This window comes from Arthrobacter sp. 10N43 (assembly GCF_056394525.1).
This window is the reverse complement of sequence record NZ_JBFTIA010000008.1, coordinates 1-18256: the sequence shown is the minus strand read 5'-3', so window position 1 is coordinate 18256 and position 18256 is coordinate 1. Positions and strand designations below refer to the sequence as shown.

Sequence of the window (18256 nt, the reverse complement as noted above, 5' to 3'; positions counted from 1 at the left end):
ACCATAGCTGACAGGGCAACGGAGCTAGGTGTCGATCGTGCCCATGTTCGGATAACGCGATCCGGCTGCCACCCCGGCTGGCGCGAGTTCGTCCAGGCGGGTGAGGTCCTCGGGGGAGAGTTCGACGTCGGCAGCGCCCAGGTTCTCCCGCAGCCGGTCGCGCTTCTTGGTGCCCGGGATGGGAACGATGTGCTCGCCTTGGGCCAGCAGCCAGGCCAGGGCCAGCTGCCCAGGGGTGCAGCCCTTAGCATCCGCCAACTCCTTGACCCGGTCCACGAGCTGCAAATTGCGGGCAAAGTTCTCCCCCTGGAAACGCGGGGAGTGCCGGCGGAAATCGTCCGCCGCGAAGTCATCCGGGCTGCGCAGTTGGCCGGTCAGGAAGCCTCGGCCCAGCGGGCTGTAGGGGACAAATCCGATGCCCAGCTCGGCCAGGACCGGGAAAACTTTGGTCTCCGGCTCGCGTTCCCACAATGAGTATTCGGTCTGCAGCGCGGTGATGGGGTGCACCGCGTGGGCTCGGCGGATGGTGTCGGCGCTGGCCTCGGACAGGCCAAGGTGCCGGACTTTGCCGGCCTGCACCAGCTCAGCCATGGCTCCGACGGTTTCCTCGATGGGGACGGTCTTGTCCACCCGGTGCTGGTAGTACAAGTCGATGTGGTCCACGCCCAGCCGCTGCAGGCTTGCGTCGCACGCGGCGCGTACATAGTCCGGGGAGCCATTGATGCGCACCCAGGATCCGTCGGCCCGGCGTTCATTGCCGAACTTGGTGGCCAGGACCGCGTCGTCCCGCCGGCCGGCAATGGCCCGGCCCACCAGCGCTTCGTTCGTGAACGGGCCGTACATGTCCGCGGTGTCGAGCAGGCTCCCGCCGGCGTCGAGAAAGGCCTGAATGGTGGCGATGGACTCGTTTTCATCGCTTTGGCCGTAGAACTCGCTCATTCCCATGCAGCCCAAACCCAGGGCCGAGACGGTGAGCGAACCGAGCGTACGGGATTCCATGGATATATCTCCTGAATCAGAAAAGTGGGGGGCGGCCGCCGGCCTGTTCGTGCAGGGGGACGGCTCGCAGTTGGCAGACCGCCACTCTAGGCCTATCGGGCGTGGGGCACAACGGCTGGTCGATGTAACGCGGGCTCACCCTTGCCGGGGGATGCGCCGGGGTGTGCCGCGCGGCAGAGTGCAGATATGACCAACACCACCGGACAGCGGCGCAAGGGCCCGCTGCGCCAGGTGATGCCGGGACTCGACGTCGCCGCCGCGTACCAAAAAGACTGGCTCGGCAAGGACATCATCTCCGGGATCGTCCTGGCGACGCTGCTCGTTCCCCAGGGCATGGCCTACGCAGAGCTGGCCGGACTTCCTGCGATCACCGGGCTGTACACCACCGTCCTGTGCCTGGTCGCCTACGCGGTCTTCGGCCCGTCCCGCATCCTCGTCCTTGGGCCGGACTCCTCACTGGGCCCGATGATCGCGGCCACGGTCCTGCCGCTGGTCGCGTCCGGCGGGGACCCGCAGAAGGCAGTGGCGCTCGCGTCGATGCTCGGGCTTATGGTCGGGGCCATCATGATCCTGGCCTCGGTCGCCAAGCTCGGCTTCATCGCTGATCTGATCTCCAAGCCCACGATGATCGGCTACATGAACGGCCTGGCGCTCACCATCCTGGTCGGCCAGCTGCCCAAGCTCTTCGGGTTCAAGGTGGACAGCGACAACTTCATCGGTGACCTTGTCGGCTTCGTGCAGGGGTTGGCCAGCGGTGAGACCGTGCCGGCCGCGGCCGCCGTCGGCATCAGCGGAATCGTGGTGGTCCTGGCACTGCAACGGTGGCTGCCCAAGGTCCCGGCAGTACTCGTCATGGTGGTGCTCGCGATCGCGGCCACCACGGTTTTCAGCCTCGCCGACAAGGGTGTCTCCCTGGTCGGGGAACTCCCGCAGGGCTTCCCGCCGTTCACCATCCCGCACGTGTCCCTGCAGGACATCGGGCTGATGTTTGCCGGCGCCCTGGGAATTGCGCTGGTCTCGCTGACGGACACGATTTCGACGGCGACGGCGTTCGCCGCGCGTTCCGGCCAGGAGATCCGCGGCAACCAGGAGATGATCGGGATCGGTGCCGCGAACCTGGCCGCTGGCTTCTTCCAGGGCTTCCCGGTGAGCACCAGCGGCTCCCGGACCGCCGTGGCAGAACGTTCCGGCTCCAAGACCCAGCTCACGGGCCTGACCGGTGCCCTGCTGATCGTCCTCATGCTCGTGCTGCTGCCCGGGATGTTCCGGAACCTGCCCCAGCCGGCCCTTGCCGCCGTCGTGATCACTGCGTCCGTCTCGCTCGCCGACATTCCGGGCACCGTGCGCCTCTTCCGCCAGAGCAGGACCGAGTTCGGCCTGTCGCTCGCGGCCTTCCTCGGGGTGGTCCTCCTCGGTGTGCTGCCCGGCATCGGCATCGCGGTGGGACTGTCCATCCTCAACGTGTTCCGCCGGTCTTGGTGGCCGTACCAGACGGTGATCGGGCGGGTGCCGGGCCTCGAGGGATTCCACGACATCAACGTCCACCCGGATGCGAAGCACCTGCCCGGCCTGGTGATCTACCGGTTCGACGCGCCGATCTTCTTCGCCAACGCCACCACCTTCCGGGACAACATCCGGCGGCTGGCGCGGGTCGACCCCAGTCCACGGTGGATCCTCATCGCGGCCGAACCCATTACGGACGTGGACACCACCGCCGCGGACATGCTGCTGGACCTGGACCGCGAATTGAACGCGCAGGGCACCTCGCTGGTCTTCGCGGAACTCAAACACCGGGTCCGGGCGAAGGTGGAAAAATTCGAGCTGACCCGCGAAATCGAGCCGCAGCACTTCTACCGCACCATTGACGCCGCGGTGGCGGCCTATTCCGCCCAGACCGGCGCGGATTGGAGCGCCGGGGACTAGTCGACGCCTGGCCGCCACGGGGCCGCACGAGGTCCCGATGTAGAGCGGACCACAAACAAAGCCTACGAACGCGCCTCCTGGCGCTGCTCGGAGGTCTTGCGGGCGCTGCGGGTGATCCACCAGCCCAGGGCGGCCATCGCCAGGCCGATCGGAATCCCGTACGGGGGCAGGCCCACGTTGAAACCCAGGGCCCCGGCGACCACGAACACGGCACCGGTCCACGCCGGGAACATGTGCGTCCGCCAGCCGACGATGCCGAAGATAATCCAGCCGAGCGCAAACAGCACGTAGCTGGAGAGCGCGCCGATCACCAGCATCCCGGACCCGCCGGCGAGGATGGCACCGGGCGCGGTGTCGGCGATCCACGGCCCGGCAAACCCGTCGAACCACATGTTCCCGGCCATGTCCATGGTGCCGACGAGGGCGGCGCAGAACCCGACGACGCCGAGGGCGCCGGCGCTGTCCGCGTACCTCATGTAAACGGACACCAGGGCGAGCATCAGTCCGATGAAGACCACGAAGTAGAACGCGTTGGCCAGCTGGAACGGCGTCTGGCGCATCATTTCGATGCGCTCGAGGCTGTGGTCGGCAGCGGCCAGGCGCCAGAGGTCCTCGGCGGCGAAGGCCAGGCCGGCGGCCAGGGCGATGGGCCCGGCATGGGCCGGCAGGGGTGAGGACATGGTTTCTCCCTAGCGGTGGATTCGATCCGTTCCGGATGCGCCGGAAGGGAGCTGCACCGAGTCGATGGCGGAGGCAGGCGCCGTGCGCCAGGCGGCCCGGTCCAGGAGAACGGTGGTGAGGACGGCCAGGACCACGACGGCGAAGTAGATCAGTTCCGCCCGGTCGGCGTCGGCACCGGTGAAGCCGAAGGAACCCACCGTGAACGTGCCCTGGGCGTTGTGGAAGAGGTACGTGAGCAGCACGCTGCCGCCGGTGCGGTTGAACAGCCACACGTAGAGGAAGGTGATGACGAAGGTGGTGGGCAGCCCGATCAGGCTGAGCTGCCCGAACACGACCAGCGGCAGATGCCAGAGGGACACCACAACGCCAAGGAGCGCCGCGGACCGCAACGGAGTCCACCTGGCTTGCAGCAGGGGCGCGGCATACCCGCGGAAGCCGGGCTCCTCTCCCAGCGGTCCATCCAGCGGATTGACCAGGCGCACGGCAAAGACGGCCAGGAGCCCGGACCAGGTCACCTCGGCCAGCCCCGGTGCCGGGGCGCCGAGGGCCATGGTCGCGAATCCGGTGAGCAGCGCCATCGCGGCCGGGAGGAGGAGGGCCACGGCGTACCAGACCCAGCCCACCCGCCACCGGATCAGCCGCCGGCCCCACGCGCGGTAGCCGGCTCTGCCCTCGGCGAGCCCAATGACGATCAGCGCCGCCGCGAGCGGACCGATCGGCAGGAACTCGAACTGCGGCATCAGTCCGGCCGCATAGAGAGGCCAGGAACACCAGGAAATCGCGAAGGCCAGGACAAAGAACGCCGGGAGGCGGTGACGCTGCAGCCAGATTCTGAAACGGGCCATGAAGTCTCCTGGGCAACAGGGACGTATGCGGCCCATTGTCCGCCTACGGCCGCCCCCGATCCAGCACTCCCCAAAACCAACGCGGGGTCACTTACGGCCGGCCTCGGCCTTTGATGAGCCGTAAGTGTCCCCGAGCTGGGTTTTCTACTCGTGGGTAGCGGTGAGTTGGACCCTCATTCACCCCGGTGGGCCCTGTCATAGTGGGTCACGACACATAGAGTTAACGAAATCCACTCGCAAAATCTCACCTTTCCTTGGCAAAATGCAGGTGGATCAATTGCTTCTAAAGGAGACCCATGGGCGCGAACACCGCGGAAAACACCAACCTTCGGCTTAAGGCCGTGCTGGATGTCCTCGCAGAGGAGGTTTGGACTGGCGAGAAGCTGAACGCCGGAGCCGTACTGGGCGAGGCAATCGCACGGGTGCCCCTCAACGACCACGAGGGTGAACTGCTCAGCGGCGGCATTCCCCGCGGCCACAAGACGCTGACCACGGCCACGGGAAAGCTGGTCAAGGCTGGCTGGCTGGTCAAGGGACGCTCCGGCTGGTCAATCACCGACGACGGCCAGCGCGCCACGGTTGCTTTCGCCGAGCCTGCCACCTTCAGTTCCGCGCTCGACGCCGGCACCGCGGTTCCGGCCGGCACGCCGCTGCCGTCCGCTCCGGCCGTAAAGCCCGTAAAGACAGCAAAGCCGGAGAAGGCAGCAAAGCCGGCCAAGGCCGACGAAGCGCCGTCGAAGACGTCCAAGGTTGCCGGCAAGGCCGCCAAGCTCGTCGAGGAGGCCGTGGCCCCGGTGGCCAAGGCCGTGCGGAAGCGCAAGCCCGCCGCCAAGGCCACGCCTGCAACAGAGGCAGAAGCCCCGGCGGCACCGGCCGTCAGCGTCGAAACCATCGAACAGCCGGAAGCCGTCGCGGTTGCCGGTGACTTCAACGTCCTGATCGGTGCGCCGGCCAACTGGGCGCCGCAGTATGACGAAGCCCAGATGGAACTGGACCACGTGGACCAGCTCTGGAAGATCGCCGCGGACGTTCCGGCCGGCTTCTACACCTTCAAGATCGCCCTGAACCGCTCGTGGGACGAGAACTACGGTGCGTTCGGCGTCTTCGACGGCCCCAACCACGAGGTGCACCACGGCGGCGGCCTCCTGGTCATCCAGTACGATCACCGCACGCGGGACATCGTCCTGCCGTAGGCACCGACACCCAAACATCCTGCCGACACGCACGTGACCCTGCGACGCCCGAATTCCGGTGTCGCAGGGTCATTTGCGTGTCGCGGGCGGATTTGCGCGTCCTGAGCCTGCCCGGGGACGCCGGACCCACCTAGCATTGCCTCATGGATACGGTCGAGGTTGCGGGCCTGCGAATCCGGTATCAGCGGGCGGGCCAGGGTCCTCCGCTGGTCCTGCTGCACGGCGCCTACGAGGACAGCCGGATCTGGCGCCGGCAGCTCGACGGGCTGTCGGATGAATTCACGGTCTTCGCCTGGGACGCGCCCGGGTGCGGCGGCTCGGACGATCCGCCGCCGGACTTCACCGGCGAGGACTTGGCCGGCGCCCTTGCCGGATTCCTGCGGGAAGCCGTGCCGGGCGCCCCGCACCTCCTCGGGCTGTCCATGGGCTCCGGGATTGCCCTGGAGTTCTACCGGACCTACCCGTCAGTGCCGGCGTCGCTGCTGCTGGTCTCGGCGTATGCCGGCTGGGCGGGATCCCTGCCGCCCGAGGAAGTGGAGCGCCGCTACGCGCAGGTGCTGGCCGAACTCGAGCAGCCGCCCGAACAATTCATCCCCGTGTGGATTCCCACGTTGTTCACGGACCGTGCTGATCCCGCGGACGTCCAGGAAACCAGCGCCATCATGGCCGACTTTCATCCCGGCGGCATGCGGGCACTGTTGCACGCGAACGCCCATGCCGACTATCGCGATGTCCTGCCGGGCATCGCGGTGCCCACCCTGCTGCTGTACGGCACGGCGGACGTCCGCTCACCGCTGAGCGTGGCCCGCGAGATGAACCGCCAGATACCGGGCTCCACGCTCGTGCTGATTCCCGACGTGGGACACATGGCAGCGGTCGAAGCGCCGGAGGCCTTCAACGCCCAGGTCCGCCGGTTCCTTCACGGCGTCGCCGGCGGATGACGGTCCCTAGAACCGGGTCGGGTCCGGCCGAGGGGGCACCGGGCCGGGGTCCGGAATCGGGAGGGGATTGGGCGTCGGGAACGGACCCGGAGCCGGTGACGGCGTGGGCGCGGGACCGGGCACCGGATCTGGCCCCGGAACCGGCGGCGGCGTGACCGGGCCGGGCTCGGGCGGGAACGGGTCCCCGGGCTCAGGCGGCGGCGTGGTGGGGCCCGGTTCCGGCGGAAACGGGTCGGGTTCGGCGGGTGGGGGAATGGTCATAACTGGCTTCCTTTCTGGGCCGGCGATTTCGTGGCTGGCGTTCCGGCTATGACGATCAGGCGCCGCTGCGCCGCCGCAAGACCCGCAGTTCCCAGGGCCGCAGCCGGATCGCGCCGGCCCGCACGGCAGGGGCGCCTGAACCGCCGCCGGAGGTACCGCCGTCGAACGTGCCGGCGTCGGACTGGTAGTTGCCCAGCACCAGCTCTGAGTCATCCCAGCGCTGATCGCCGAGCTCGATGCCGCGTTCGTCACCGGAGAAGTTGCCCACCACCAGCAACTCCGCAGTCGCGGTGCCGTCCGCGGGGGCACCGGCGGAATCCGCCAGCGCCCGCGTGAACGCGTAGACGTGCGGGTCATCCGGCAGCAGCATGGTGAAGGTCCCGTGCGAGACCACCTGCTCAGCATGCCGCAGGGCTATCACTCTGCGGTAGAAGCTGAAGACCGAATCCGGATCATCCACCTGGGCGGCGGCGTTGATGTGGTTGGCGTTCGGGTTCACCGCGATCCAGGGAGCCCCGGTGGTGAAGCCGGCGTGCCGGGAGGCGTCCCATTGAACCGGGGTGCGTGCGTTGTCCCGGTTCAGCGGCGCGAGCGCGGCGAGGACTTCGGCGTCGGTGTGCCCGAGGTGCGTGGTGGCTTCGCGATGGTGGTTGAGGACCTCGATGTCGCGGTAGTCGCTGATCGCGCCGAACGTCATGTTGGTCATGCCGAGTTCTTCGCCCTGGTAGACGTAGGGCGTGCCCCGGTGCAGATGCAGGATCCCGGCCAGCATCTTGGCGGACAGCTCCCGGTACTGGCCGTCGTCGCCGAACCGGGACACGGCGCGGGCCTGATCGTGGTTGCCCCAGTACAGGCTGTTCCAGCCGGTCTCGGCCAGGCCTTCCTGCCAGCGGCACAGGGTCTGCTTCAGCTCGGTGAGCAGGAGCTTCTTGGGCCGCCACTTGTCGCCGTACTCCTGGTCCAGAGCCACGTGCTCGAACTGGAACACCATGTCCACCTCGGCCCGGGCGGGGTCGGTGTACAGGACGGCGTCCTCCACGGTCACGCCGGGCATTTCGCCGACCGTGAGTAGTTCACCGGTGCGGCCGGCGAAGACTTCCTGGTGCATCTCCTGGAGGAACTCGTGCATGCGCGGGCCGTCGATGTAGAACGGAGTGCCGTCGCCAAAGAGCTTGCCGTCGGCAACGGGCCCGTCCGGCAGCGAGGTGTCCTTGGAAATGAAGTTGATGACATCCATCCGGAAGCCGTCCACGCCCCGGTCCAGCCACCAGTTCATCATCTCGTAGACCGCCGCCCGGACCTCGGGGTTCTCCCAGTTCAGGTCCGGCTGCTTCTTCGAGAAGATGTGGAGGTAGTACTCCCCGGAGGCCTCGTCGAACTCCCACGCGGGTCCGGAGAACGCCGAGCCCCAGTTGTTCGGCTCCGCGGCCGTCCGCCCTTGGGCCCCGGCTCCGGCGTCCCGCGGCTGCCGCCACCAGTACCAGTCGCGCTTCGGGTTCACCTTCGAGGATCGGGACTCCACGAACCAGGGGTGCTCGTCCGAGGTGTGGTTGACCACCAGGTCCATCACCAGCTTCATGCCGCGCGCGTGCAGCCCGTCGGTCAGTTCGCGGAGCTCCTCGAGCGTGCCGAAGAGCGGATCGACATTGCGGTAGTCGCTGATGTCATAGCCGTTGTCATCCTGCGGCGAGGTGTAGATCGGGGAGAGCCAGACGACGTCGACCCCCAGCTTCTGCAGGTAGTCCAGCTTGCTGATGATGCCGCGGAGGTCGCCGATGCCGTCGCCGTTGGAGTCGGCGAAGCTGCGCGGATAGATCTGATAGACGACGGCGCGTTGGAACCAGTCGCTCGCAGTGGCCTTGGGTGTTTCCGCGGGTGCTTGTTCGACCGTCATGGGGGACTCCTCAGCTGGTCCGTCAGATCGGGGCAGCGCGTTGCTGACCCGCCAACGTCTGATTATTGACCAGTTGGGGAGGGCTGGGAAGACCTGTCCGGCCCTGCTGTTGGGTGATGCTATTGGGTGAAAGCTCAGTTCTGCGAGGCCACGGCGTTGTCGCGGTCCTCGAAGACGTCATCGCCGGGACCGGAGAAGGCCTTGGAACGCTGGATCGCCTCGATGGACCCGGTGAACAGCTGGGAGTCCTGGGGGTCTGCGTGCCGGTGGTGCTCGGCCGTCGCGCCATCCTTGACCGACCGCCGGGACCCCGTGACGGCGTCGGACGCGTCGGATCCGGTGGATCCCGGCGCTGCCGACGGCAGTGACTCGAGGCGAATGTGGGGCAGTGCGGTCGGGTGGTCCTGCTGCAGGAACAGCACCAGTTCCTCGCGGATCAGGCAGCGGAGGTCGAACAGGGCAGCGCTGTCCGCGGCGCTGACCAGGATGCGCACCCGGACAAAGCCGGCGGTGGCGTCAGTGATCTGCAGGATTCCCACGCGCTTGTCCCACAACGGCGTCTCGGCCAGGACCGTTTTCAGTTCGGCGCGCATCGCCTCGACCGGGGCCCGCCAGTCGAGGTCGAACTCCACCGTGCCCATGACCTCGGACTGCCGCCGGGTCCAGTTCTCGAACGGGGTGGTGGTGAAGTAGGTCGAGGGCAGGATCAGCCGGCGGTCGTCCCAGATGTGGACCACCACGTAGGTCAGGGTGATCTCCTCGATCCGGCCCCATTCCTTCTGGACCACCACCACGTCGTCCACCCGGATGGCGTCCGTGAAGGCGAGCTGGATGCCGGCGAAGACGTTGACCAGCGAGGTCTGCGCGGCGAGGCCGGCGACGATCGAGATCACGCCGGCTGAGGCCAGGAGCCCTGCGCCGAGGGCCTGGATGGCGGGGAACGTGAGCATCATGCTGCCCAGGGCCACCACCACGATCAGGGCGACGCCGATCCGCCGGGCCAGGATCACCTGGGTGCGCAGCCGCCGGGCGCGGCGGTTGTCCGCGACATCCACCCGGTACCGGGTCAGGACCATCGCCTCGACGATCAGCAGCATGGCGATGGCGAGCCAGGCCAGGGAAGCTATGAGCGCAATCAGCAGCAAGTGGTCCAGGCCGTGGCGCCATTCGAGGTCCCCGGTGGCGGTGGCCAGTGCGATCCGGACGGCGATCAGGCACAGTGACAGCCGCAACGGCATCCGGGCCACGCGGGATGTCTCGCGCAGTTCGGGTTTGCTGCGGTTGAGCCGGAGCACAATCTTGCGCACCAGCCAGGACAGGACGAGTCCGGCAACCGCGGCGAGGGCCATGGCCAGGAACGGCATTGCTTGTGTCAGGAACTCTTGCATTGTTTAAGCTCTAGCAAGCTTCCGGAGGCAATTGAAATCGCCGGGATGTCAACGTGGGTCCGGTCACGCCGCTGCGGACGGGGGCAAGGCCCGCCTCCGCCCCGGGAAGGCCCGCCCCCGCCCCGGGACCTTTGGCACTTGTTTGTCACCCCTGACGTTCTAGATTGGTCGGACCACTTGAATCCCGGGGGGAGGGTGACATGCGTCGATTCAGCGTGATCGGCTCGGCAGTATCGGCCGGTTTCTTGGTTGCGGCACTGCTTGGCGCCTGCGGCGCGCCCGCGACCCCGGCTCCGACGTCGCCGGCGATTCCCTCAGTCCCCCCGCTGACGTCCGCGCCGGGCAGCAGCGATGCCGCCCCGACCGAGGCGCCGTCCTCGCCGGCCACGCCCGCACCGACGGCGGCGGACTGGCAGATCTTCACCACCGCGGACGGGAAACTGCAGTTCGACCACCCGGCCGAGTGGACCGTCAAGGACCGCGGCGCCGAGACCACTCCCGGCGCGGTGTTCGTGGAGGTCCTCACCGCGGCCGGCAAGTCAGTGGCCACGCTGCGGACCAACGTGGCCACCGGCGCGGAATGCCCGCAGCGGATCCCGTACTCCGTGTTTGACCTGGTGCCCGTTCCGGCCCTGGTCCAGCAGGGGGTCACGCCGCACTTCATCTTTGAGTTGCGGCTGTACCCGGCGGAGAAGGACCCCACCAAGGCCAACGTCATGGCTTACGGCATCAGTTCGGTGCCTAAACCGTCGGGGCCCGATGCCTGCCCGATCTTCCAATTCTTCACCTGGCCGCCTAGTGGAGCGTCATTCGGAGGCGTCTACAACCCCCTTGACGCCACGCCAGGCAACGAGCCCAATATCGACACTCCCGAGGCGTACCTGGAGACCTCCGAGTACAACGACATCAGGAAGATGATCACCTCGCTGCGTCCGGCCGGGCAGTAGGGCGCCCGGGCTGATGGTGAAGCAGCGGCAGGAAAGCGGCACCGGGGGCGAGGCGGTGCGTATGAGGCGGCGACCCGCGGCATCCGTGCCACCGTTCGTTCCGGCGCCGGTCCTGGCGGCCCTGATGTTCGCAACCCTGCTGCTGGCCGGTTGCGGCTCGCCGGCGGGGCCGCCTGCGACCTCCGGTGCCGCTACAGCGCCGGGCGCAACGTCCGGAGCCCCGGCTCCGGGAACCACCCAGCCCGGAACGCAGGCAGAGGGGGCCGCGTCTCCGGGGGCCGCCTCGGAAACAGCAACGGAATCCACGCCGGGAACAGCGCCGGGAACAGCGACCGGAACCACGACGCCGGCAACCTCACCGCCGTCGGGGGCGGCGCCGTCGTCGTCCGCCTGGAAGACGTTTACGACGTCGGACGGGACGCTGAGTTTCGACTATCCGGCCGCGTGGGTGATCCGTGACCCGGCCGGGGAGGCGCCGCTGGGCGGGGAGTTCGTGGACGTGGTGAACGCCGCCGGGAAGCAGATGGCCGCGCTGCGCACCAATGTGGTCACTGGCGCCGAATGTGGCGACCAACAGCCGTACATGCTCATCGATTCCGAGCCGATGCAGGCGCTCGCCGAACCCGGCGCGGCGGACCAGAATGTGCCTCGCTACGTCTTCGAGGGCCGCGGGGACGTCACAGCGGCGAAAGCGTCGCCGCCCACGTACGCGTCCTATGGCATCACCATGATGCCGGAGGTGACCGAACCGGTGTCGTGCCCGATGTTCCAGCTCTTCCTCTGGCCGCCCAGCGGCGCGCTGTTCGGCCAGACCTATGATCCGGCGAACAACACGACTCCGGGGGACCCTGGGCTGCCGTATCTGGAGAAGGCGAAGCTCTATGTCACCACGGCGGAGTACCAGGACGTCCGGCGGATGATCACCTCGCTCCGGCCGGCTGCCAAGGATTCGAGCACGGGCGCCGCGACGGAGCCCGCGAAGTAGATTCGGGCGGCGGGCTCCGGCTGGGCGGCGCAATAGCGGCCGGCAGCACGGCCGGCCGTCGAACTGGATTCGCGCTAGACGGCGGGCAGGTGCCGGTGGTGGTGGTGAATTGCCGGTGTCTGCGAAGCGGTCCTCGTGCTTTGATGATCAGTGCCGTGATGACCGGCCCAGGGGGTGGTGCTGCGGACCTCCCGGATCAGCCCGGTGCCCGCGCACTCGCGGACGGCCATGATGCCGTTTGCCGCCTGGCGTTTGTCCTCAAATGCCCTGGAAATGGCCAACACGGTCCCGTCAGCGGCGAGTAGCCGGAACCGGATGTTTGCTTCCGCGTCGGTGAAGATTTCGAATTGTCCAGCCATTGTCGAGTCCTTTCGGGCAGTTGTAACTGCCGGTGGAGGGTGAGAGCACTTCAATGTGTGGTTGCCGGATCTTCGACAAGCTGATGCAGTGCAAAAAACAGCTTTTCGCGCTCGACGGGGGCTCGAAAGAGCCAAAAGTCCCTTTGTGTCTGGGCGGTCAGACTGGGCCCGGATGCCTGCGCCTGCATGACTGAACCGTGTAGGACTAAACCCTGTATGACTAAGAACTAGGACGCCCCGCGGGCGCTAAATTGGGAGCATGACGGAGAAACGCCCCGCGCAGTTTCCGGCCGATTCCGGCGAACCCGTGCGGCTGAACGCGCGGGTGTCCGGGGTGGTCCAGGCCGTGGGCTTCAGGTACTGGACGGTCCGGAAGGCGGAGGAGCTGGGGCTCAGCGGCACTGTCAGGAACAACATCGACGGCTCCGTGGGCATCGTGGCCGAGGGGCCGCAGTCCGTGGTGCTGGAGTTGCGGCGCTGGTTGCGCTCGCCGGAGGCACCGGGCCGGGTGGAGCAAGTTGAAGAGTCCGTCTCGGCCGCGACCGGTGAGTTCGCCGGATTCGACGTGGCGTACTAGGTCCCGGGTTCGGGGCGAAGGACCCTCGGCAGCGCGGCGCGAGGCGAGTAGCGTGTGCCCATGCAGAAAATATCGATCGATGCCTTAGCCAGGCAGCAGGTCGCGGCTGCCCTCGCGGCAGGGAGCGGACGGGCCGCGGACACGGTGTTCGGCGGGCACGAGAAAGTTCTGCGCCAGACCGTCATGGCGTTCAAGGCCGGAACGCAGCTGAGCGAGCACCAGAACCCGGGCGAGGCGACCGTGTTTGTGCTCCGCGGCTGTGTGCGCCTGCGGGCAGGCAACGAATCGTGGCAGGGCAAAACCGGCGATCTGCTGATCGTGCCGGACGGGCTGCACAGCCTGGAGGCCGAGGAAGACTCGGCGATCCTCATGACGGTGGCCAAGATCAAGACCTGAACCGGCCCGATTCCGGGTGGCCCGCAGCCATTCGACGAGGCGAAGGAGAGGCCGAAAGTGAATTCCAGGAAGGCCAGGGAGCCCGGGCATTTGCGCGCCAGGCGTGACAGGGAGCGCGCGGCGGGTGCCGGGTGGGCCGCCGTCGTCGTTCTGCAAACCGGAGGTGCGAGATGACTGCCGTGCCTTCCCTGGAAGAGGTTCCGGAAACCCGGCGGTGGTGGGCCAGGGGGGCCTATGCCGCCGTCGTCCTCGCCGTGGCTGTCCCCCTGGTGGCTGCGGGGTTCGCCGGCACGATTGCTCTGGTGGTGACCGGACTCGGCGCCGTGTTGGTGTCCGTGGCCGCGATCTACTGGTTCCTCATCAGCCGCGGTTTTCTGCGCTGGTGCGCGCTGGCGCTGGCGGTGCTGGCCCCGCTGGTGGTGGTGGTCCTGTACATCCAAGCCAGCCTGCTCCGGGAGGTGATCATCTCCCTTGCACTGGTGTTTGTTGCATTGGTCTGTGCCCGCGCCGCCCTCCGGGAACGGGGGGAGGGCAAGGCGATGGAGGAGCACCCCGCTCCCACCTGGGAGCACGCCTTCCTGGTGATGAATCCACGGTCCGGCGGAGGCAAAGTGGTGAAGTTTGACCTCCAGCGGAAGGCGGAGGAACTCGGTGCCGAGGTGGCCCTTCTTGAGGGGCCGGGGCCGGTGGATGTGGATGCGTTGACCCGGCAGGCCGTGGAGCGCGGAGCCGATCTGCTCGGCGTCGCCGGTGGTGACGGAACCCAGGCCCTGGTGGCGGGCATTGCGGCCGAGCACAACCTGCCGTTCCTGGTGATCAGCGCCGGCACCCGCAACCATTTCGCCCTGGATCTCGGGCTGGACCGGGAGGACCCGAGCGGCTGCCTGGATGCCCTCAAGGACGGGGTGGAGCTGCACGTCGACCTCGGCAAGATCAATGGCCGCACATTCGTCAACAACTCATCGTTCGGGGTGTACGCCGAGGTGGTGCAGAGCCCGGCGTACCGCGATGACAAGGCCGGGACGGTGCTGCAAATGCTTCCGGACCTGATCAAGGGCGCTAAGGGTGCACGGCTGCGGGCCGAGGTGGGCGGCGTAACCGTTGACGGGCCGCAGGCAGTCCTGGTGAGCAACGGTCCCTACGGCAGCAACGACCTCGCAGGCCTGGGCCGCCGGACCCGGCTGGACCGCGGCGTTCTTGGCGCCGTGGCGCTCTCCGCGGCCAGCACCCGGGAAGCGGTCGGCCTGCTGCGTCGGGCCACGAAGCATGGCCTGATCCAACGGACCGCGCCGGAGGTGGTGGTCGGTGCCGACGTGCCCGAGATTCCCGTCGGGGTGGACGGCGAGGCCCTGCTGATGACCACGCCGGTCCGCTGCACCATCGAACCGCGCGCGCTGCGGGTCCTGGTTCCGCGGAATCGTCCGGGCGTCCCGCCGGCCCAGCCATCCCTGGACCTGGTCCGGCTCCGTGAGCTGGCGTGGGGGCGGCACCTGAACGCGCCCGCGCCGTCCACTCCGGCGTCGGCAGGGGAGTGACGTCGCCGTCGGCTGACATGTCGGTCTTTGCGGGGCAGGCGTCACGTACAGCAGACTTTCCGGTGCCGCCCGCCGGGTCCGCCGCGGTTTCCCGGGAGCGGCCCGCTGCCGCCGCGTCCAAAGTCTGCCCTGCGTGACGCGCCAACCCGCCCGACGCCGCGGCGTGTGTCGCCTGGTTCGATTTCGGCTGGCGGGGTAGGACAGACTGTTGCCGTGAGCAACTCTCCCCGGACAGGCCTGGCTGTCGCCGGACTCAGCCTCGGCACGTCCTTGAACCCGCTGAATTCCTCGATGATCGCCGTCGCCCTGGTGGTGCTGCGCGAGGACTTCGGGCTCGACGTCGCCACGGTCACCTGGGTGATTACCGCGTTCTATCTCACCTCCGCGGCCGGCCAGCCGCTCATGGGCAGGCTCGCCGACCGCTTCGGGCCGCGGAGGCTGTTCCTGCTGGGCATGGCGCTGGTGGCAGTGACCTGCGCGCTGGCTCCCTTCGCGCCGAACTTCGCGCTCCTCTGCGTGGCCCGGGCCTTCATGGCCCTTGGCACCGCGACCGCCTACCCGAGCGCCGTCGTCATGGTCGCTGCACTGGCGCGGGAGGCGAACGTGAAGTCCACACGGCCGCTGGGCCGGATCCAGATGGCGAATACCTCGGCCGCCGCCGTCGGGCCCGTGGTGGGCGGGCTGCTGGTGAGCCTGGTGGGGTGGCAGGCGCTGTTCCTGATCAACGTCCCGCTGTCCCTGGTGGCGATCTTCGTGGTCCGGCGGTTTGCCCCGGCTGACGGTGTCCGGGAACGCGGGCGGGTCTCGGAGCTGGTCCGGGACTCGGACCTGCCGGGCATCGGGGCCTTCATTGGCGCCCTGGTGCTGGTGATGATGGCGCTGCTGAATGTGCTGCCCGACTACCGGTGGTGGCTGCTGGGCGGAGGGCTGGTCCTCGCGGCGCTGTTCGCGTGGCGGGAACTGCGGTTCAGGCCGCCGTTCCTGGACCTGCGGCTGCTGGGCCGGAACCGGCCGCTGCTGCTGGTCTACCTGGGCTTCGCGCTGTTCAACGGCGTCTACTACTTCGCGTTCTTCGGCCTGCCGCAGCTGCTGCAGACCGCGGGCGGCTACGATCCCGGCGTCGTGGGCATCCTCATGCTGCCCCTCGCCGCGATCTCGGTGGTCGGGACGCCGTTCGCGGTCCGCGCGATCGACAGGTTCGGCGTGCGGCGGGTGCTGATCGCCGGCGTCGGGCTGCTCATTTTCGCGTCGGCGTGCATGTGGCTGCTGACGGTATCCCTCGCCGTCCCGCTGGTGATTGCGCTGACCGCGTTGCTGGGGCTGCCGTATTGCGTGGTCGCCATTTCCTCGAGCCAGGGCATGTACGTGTCCACCCGGCCGGAGGAGCGCGGGGTGGCCGCCGGGATCTTCCAGACCTGCCGCTACCTGGGCGCGATCACGGCCACCGTGCTGATCGGCATCTTCTACGGCAGCGGCGTGACCCAGGCGAACTGGGGGCTGATGGTGTTCGTCATGCTGGGGCTGGGCGCCGTGGTTTTCATGGTGTCGCTGGCGTGGCGGGAACGGCGGTAGCGCAGGTTCGGTCAGAATGAATCCGGTTCGTGGATTCTTGGGGGGGAATGCCGTCTGTTGACGGTGAGCTGCCGCCCGGGCGCGGGCAGCATCCTCACCTCACCGAAAGGGCACCAGCATGACCCAGCATCCCGAACCGACCAGCGGCGCAGCCGAACCGGCCCATCCCGTTGCACCCGCTGATGGCGCCGTCCTGCCGAACGAGTCAGCGCAGCCGTACGGGTCAGCGCAGCCGTACGCGTCAGAGCAGCCGTACGCGCCGGCGGCTCCGATTCAGTACCCTCCGGTCGCCCCTCGGCAGTACCAAGAGCAATATCCCGTCCAGTATCAGGCTCCCCAGCAGTATCAGCCGGCGATGCCTCCGCAGCCGTACCCGGGCCAGCAGTACCAGGGTTACCCGCCTAAGCAGCCGCAGCATCAGATGCAGTACCCCCACATGTCACAGCAGCCGCCGATGCCCCATCCGGCCTACGGTTACCTGCAGCCAAAGTCCCGGCTTGTCGCCGGGCTCCTGGGCATCTTCCTGGGCGGACTGGGAGTCCACCGTTTCTACCTGGGCTACACCACGGTCGGCATCATCCAGATTCTGCTGACCGTCTTCGTCGGCATCTTCACGTTCGGCCTCGTCGGGCTGTGGGGCTTCGTGGAGGGCATCATGATCTTCGCCGGTGCCTCCTATTTCAGGAATGACGCTACGGGAATCCCGCTGCGCGACTGACGGTGGCCGCTAGGCGTTCAGCGTTCGGAAACCAGCGAGGTCGGGGGCTCCGCGGCGGCATTTGTGAGCGGCGTCCGGGGCCGGGCCAGCCCACCCACGGCGGCTACCACCAGGGTGAGCGCGGCCGTCAGCAGCACACCGAAGCCCGCATGAACGTGGAGCAGGGCTGCGCCAGCGGTTGCGCCGGCCAGGATGAGGACCACGGCGCCCAGCCGCCTGCCCCAGTGCGCTCCCGTGCCGCCGCCAAGGCGGGAGTCGGCGGCCAGGCCCGTGAGCGTGGACGTCACCACCACTGTGGTCACGTCCTTGACGCTGAGGTGCCGTGCCGTCGCCGCCTGCAGGCCCATCGCGACGGCCAGGGCTCCCGTGATGGCCAGGGTTACGGGATCGCCGGCGTGGGGGGCATGGGCAAACAGTACGACGGCGACTGCCGCCATGGAGATGCCGACGGCGGTGAGCAGGGCCGTGGTCCGCCTGCTCCAGCCGGCGGCCTCGGGCTTGAGGAACCTGCCGGCGATGATGGCGCCGAGCACGAATCCGGCCAGGGCTATGGACGGGCCGACGACGGGCAGATTGTCGGCGCCGATCAGTGCCATGCCAAGGATCACGACGTTGCCGGTCATGTTGCCGGTGAAGACCCGGTCGAGGCCCAGGTAGCCGACGGCGTCGATCACGCCCGTGGAGAACGTCAACACGAGCATGAGGACCAAATGGAGCCGGGCGGGCTCGGCGGACTTGAGGCGGCTAAGCATGGGAAGTCTTTCGTCGATGGAGGAGCGGCCCGCTGGGGCGGTTCGCCACGGTGATGAGCCGGGGTGATGAGCTCGGCGTCGAGGTTGACGGGATGCACGCCAGAATAGCAACGCGGGGTCACTTAGCGCCCATCACGGCAGCGCAGAATCATACGGTCGTTGCAACATCTGATTTTTGGAGGTTGCCATGCCGAGTGGTTATCGGGCGCCCGATGCGCTGAAGGATGAGTTCTTTTCACTTCTGCGGCAGGGGATGGCGGTCACGCAAGCCTCTGCCCGGATTGGGGTGT

17 protein-coding genes are annotated in these 18256 nt (G+C 68.0%); 10 read left to right on the top strand and 7 right to left on the bottom strand.

Annotation, left to right across the window (positions count from 1 at the left end):
• Positions 1-24: 24 nt before the first annotated feature.
• Positions 25-999, bottom strand: coding sequence for an aldo/keto reductase (locus AC1DDO_RS15710; protein ID WP_476972224.1), 975 nt, complete (start codon positions 997-999; stop codon positions 25-27).
• A gap of 186 nt (positions 1000-1185) precedes the next feature.
• Between AC1DDO_RS15710 and AC1DDO_RS15705 the strand changes: the two genes are divergently transcribed.
• Entirely contained in the window at positions 1186-2922 is a 1737-nt protein-coding gene (locus AC1DDO_RS15705) for a SulP family inorganic anion transporter (RefSeq protein ID WP_476972223.1), read from the top strand.
• Positions 2923-2984: 62 nt separating this feature from the next.
• On the opposite strand, the gene AC1DDO_RS15700 is transcribed toward AC1DDO_RS15705, so the two are convergent.
• Both AC1DDO_RS15700 and AC1DDO_RS15695 read right to left on the bottom strand, forming a co-directional pair.
• Positions 2985-3602 carry a hypothetical protein gene (locus AC1DDO_RS15700; protein WP_476972222.1) on the bottom strand — a complete coding sequence of 206 codons (618 nt, stop codon included), beginning with the start codon at positions 3600-3602 and terminating at the stop codon, positions 2985-2987.
• Positions 3603-3611: 9 nt separating this feature from the next.
• Positions 3612-4448 carry a CPBP family glutamic-type intramembrane protease gene (locus AC1DDO_RS15695; protein ID WP_476972221.1) on the bottom strand — a complete coding sequence of 279 codons (837 nt, stop codon included), beginning with the start codon at positions 4446-4448 and terminating at the stop codon, positions 3612-3614.
• A 296-nt stretch (positions 4449-4744) separates the two neighbouring features.
• Here AC1DDO_RS15695 and AC1DDO_RS15690 point away from each other — a divergent pair, with 296 nt between their 5' ends.
• Positions 4745-5641, top strand: coding sequence for a pullulanase X25 domain-containing protein (locus tag AC1DDO_RS15690; protein ID WP_476972220.1), 897 nt, complete (start codon positions 4745-4747; stop codon positions 5639-5641).
• A gap of 143 nt (positions 5642-5784) precedes the next feature.
• Positions 5785-6582 (top strand): alpha/beta fold hydrolase, encoded by a 798-nt coding sequence (locus AC1DDO_RS15685; protein WP_476972219.1) that lies wholly within the window; start codon positions 5785-5787, stop codon positions 6580-6582.
• A gap of 316 nt (positions 6583-6898) precedes the next feature.
• Here the strand turns inward: AC1DDO_RS15685 and AC1DDO_RS15680 are convergent, their stop codons facing one another.
• Positions 6899-8737: an alpha-glucosidase gene (locus tag AC1DDO_RS15680; protein ID WP_476972218.1), complete on the bottom strand. Its 1839-nt coding sequence runs from the start codon at positions 8735-8737 to the stop codon at positions 6899-6901.
• 134 nt (positions 8738-8871) lie between these two features.
• The gene (locus tag AC1DDO_RS15675; protein WP_476972217.1) at positions 8872-10125 is read right to left on the bottom strand and encodes a mechanosensitive ion channel family protein; all 1254 of its coding nucleotides are present in this window, start codon (positions 10123-10125) and stop codon (positions 8872-8874) included.
• Positions 10126-10325: 200 nt separating this feature from the next.
• Here AC1DDO_RS15675 and AC1DDO_RS15670 point away from each other — a divergent pair, with 200 nt between their 5' ends.
• Positions 10326-11072, top strand: a complete 747-nt coding sequence (locus AC1DDO_RS15670; RefSeq protein ID WP_476972216.1) for a hypothetical protein — start codon at positions 10326-10328, stop codon at positions 11070-11072.
• A gap of 61 nt (positions 11073-11133) precedes the next feature.
• Positions 11134-12057, top strand: a complete 924-nt coding sequence (locus tag AC1DDO_RS15665) for a hypothetical protein (protein WP_476972215.1) — start codon at positions 11134-11136, stop codon at positions 12055-12057.
• Between the two features lie 74 nt (positions 12058-12131).
• Here AC1DDO_RS15665 and AC1DDO_RS15660 read toward each other — a convergent pair whose 3' ends face one another.
• A complete protein-coding gene (locus AC1DDO_RS15660) occupies positions 12132-12416 on the bottom strand; it encodes a YegP family protein (protein WP_476972214.1) in 285 nt (94 codons plus the stop codon).
• Between the two features lie 259 nt (positions 12417-12675).
• On the opposite strand from AC1DDO_RS15660, the gene AC1DDO_RS15655 reads away from it, so the two are divergent.
• The 5 genes from AC1DDO_RS15655 to AC1DDO_RS15635 all read left to right on the top strand — a co-directional run bounded on the left by AC1DDO_RS15655 (position 12676) and on the right by AC1DDO_RS15635 (position 17214).
• Positions 12676-12993: an acylphosphatase gene (locus AC1DDO_RS15655; protein ID WP_476972213.1), complete on the top strand. Its 318-nt coding sequence runs from the start codon at positions 12676-12678 to the stop codon at positions 12991-12993.
• 60 nt (positions 12994-13053) lie between these two features.
• A complete protein-coding gene (locus AC1DDO_RS15650; RefSeq protein ID WP_441410024.1) occupies positions 13054-13389 on the top strand; it encodes a cupin domain-containing protein in 336 nt (111 codons plus the stop codon).
• Positions 13390-13559: 170 nt separating this feature from the next.
• Positions 13560-14924, top strand: coding sequence for a diacylglycerol/lipid kinase family protein (locus AC1DDO_RS15645; protein WP_476972212.1), 1365 nt, complete (start codon positions 13560-13562; stop codon positions 14922-14924).
• Positions 14925-15137: 213 nt separating this feature from the next.
• The gene (locus AC1DDO_RS15640) at positions 15138-16496 is read left to right on the top strand and encodes an MFS transporter (RefSeq protein ID WP_476972211.1); all 1359 of its coding nucleotides are present in this window, start codon (positions 15138-15140) and stop codon (positions 16494-16496) included.
• Positions 16497-16614: 118 nt separating this feature from the next.
• Positions 16615-17214, top strand: coding sequence for a TM2 domain-containing protein (locus AC1DDO_RS15635; RefSeq protein ID WP_476972210.1), 600 nt, complete (start codon positions 16615-16617; stop codon positions 17212-17214).
• Between the two features lie 17 nt (positions 17215-17231).
• Here AC1DDO_RS15635 and AC1DDO_RS15630 read toward each other — a convergent pair whose 3' ends face one another.
• On the bottom strand, positions 17232-17966 hold the full coding sequence (locus AC1DDO_RS15630) for a YoaK family protein (protein ID WP_476972209.1): 735 nt from the start codon (positions 17964-17966) through the stop codon (positions 17232-17234).
• Positions 17967-18256 lie beyond the last annotated feature (290 nt).

Excerpts from the sequence above, each read along its gene's own strand:
- AC1DDO_RS15710 (WP_476972224.1), bottom strand. The coding sequence starts at position 999 with ATGGAATCCCGTACGCTCGGTTCGCTCACCGTCTCGGCCCTGGGTTTG.
- AC1DDO_RS15705 (WP_476972223.1), top strand. The coding sequence starts at position 1,186 with ATGACCAACACCACCGGACAGCGGCGCAAGGGCCCGCTGCGCCAGGTG.
- AC1DDO_RS15700 (WP_476972222.1), bottom strand. The coding sequence starts at position 3,602 with ATGTCCTCACCCCTGCCGGCCCATGCCGGGCCCATCGCCCTGGCCGCC.
- AC1DDO_RS15695 (WP_476972221.1), bottom strand. The coding sequence starts at position 4,448 with ATGGCCCGTTTCAGAATCTGGCTGCAGCGTCACCGCCTCCCGGCGTTC.
- AC1DDO_RS15690 (WP_476972220.1), top strand. The coding sequence starts at position 4,745 with ATGGGCGCGAACACCGCGGAAAACACCAACCTTCGGCTTAAGGCCGTG.
- AC1DDO_RS15685 (WP_476972219.1), top strand. The coding sequence starts at position 5,785 with ATGGATACGGTCGAGGTTGCGGGCCTGCGAATCCGGTATCAGCGGGCG.
- AC1DDO_RS15680 (WP_476972218.1), bottom strand. The coding sequence starts at position 8,737 with ATGACGGTCGAACAAGCACCCGCGGAAACACCCAAGGCCACTGCGAGC.
- AC1DDO_RS15675 (WP_476972217.1), bottom strand. The coding sequence starts at position 10,125 with ATGCAAGAGTTCCTGACACAAGCAATGCCGTTCCTGGCCATGGCCCTC.
- AC1DDO_RS15670 (WP_476972216.1), top strand. The coding sequence starts at position 10,326 with ATGCGTCGATTCAGCGTGATCGGCTCGGCAGTATCGGCCGGTTTCTTG.
- AC1DDO_RS15665 (WP_476972215.1), top strand. The coding sequence starts at position 11,134 with ATGAGGCGGCGACCCGCGGCATCCGTGCCACCGTTCGTTCCGGCGCCG.
- AC1DDO_RS15660 (WP_476972214.1), bottom strand. The coding sequence starts at position 12,416 with ATGGCTGGACAATTCGAAATCTTCACCGACGCGGAAGCAAACATCCGG.
- AC1DDO_RS15655 (WP_476972213.1), top strand. The coding sequence starts at position 12,676 with ATGACGGAGAAACGCCCCGCGCAGTTTCCGGCCGATTCCGGCGAACCC.
- AC1DDO_RS15650 (WP_441410024.1), top strand. The coding sequence starts at position 13,054 with ATGCAGAAAATATCGATCGATGCCTTAGCCAGGCAGCAGGTCGCGGCT.
- AC1DDO_RS15645 (WP_476972212.1), top strand. The coding sequence starts at position 13,560 with ATGACTGCCGTGCCTTCCCTGGAAGAGGTTCCGGAAACCCGGCGGTGG.
- AC1DDO_RS15635 (WP_476972210.1), top strand. The coding sequence starts at position 16,615 with ATGACCCAGCATCCCGAACCGACCAGCGGCGCAGCCGAACCGGCCCAT.
- AC1DDO_RS15630 (WP_476972209.1), bottom strand. The coding sequence starts at position 17,966 with ATGCTTAGCCGCCTCAAGTCCGCCGAGCCCGCCCGGCTCCATTTGGTC.